General features: G+C 40.6%; 2 pseudogenes. Both read left to right on the plus strand.

The annotated features are described in order from the left end of the window. Nucleotides 1–217, plus strand: a pseudogene (locus tag P3R27_RS14705) (phage tail protein); the annotation flags it as partial. Then, a pseudogene (locus P3R27_RS14710) lies at nucleotides 214–505 on the plus strand (phage tail spike protein); the annotation flags it as partial. The pseudogenes P3R27_RS14705 and P3R27_RS14710, both read left to right, overlap by 4 nt.

The following is a 505-nucleotide window of genomic DNA, read 5'->3' on the forward strand; positions in this document are numbered from 1 at the left end:
TCGAATTCTGAGAGCTGCCGGTGCTGGCATGATTACGATCGATAGTGAGTTAGGGACAGCGTATCGTGATGGCACAGTCAATATATCAAGTGCGATCTTGATGCAAAACGATGGGTACCATGTTCCGCAGCTGCGACCAGGAACTAATACCATTTCATTCACTACACAAATCACACAGGTAACAATTACACCAAGATGGAGGTCGATTGCGATATGAGTGTGCCAATTCTTTGCAATGAATCGAATAACGATTACAGCACGCTCGGTCTAGGGTTATTGAATGAAGCAAGCAGCGTATTGGCTGTAAGACATAGAAATCAATTTCCATATCTAACCTTTAATTATCCAATCAACGGACAGTTATTTTCTCAGTTGAAAAAAGGGAAGAAAGTAGTAGTTGATGTTGGTCCGGGTACTCGATCGAAGCGACAACGATTTGAAATCACTAAGATTACTAAACCTCAACACGGCATTATTTCTATTAAATGTGATCATATTTCACTTT

Source organism: Enterococcus spodopteracolus, from assembly GCF_030441955.1.
Taxonomy (GTDB): domain Bacteria; phylum Bacillota; class Bacilli; order Lactobacillales; family Enterococcaceae; genus Enterococcus_B; species Enterococcus_B spodopteracolus.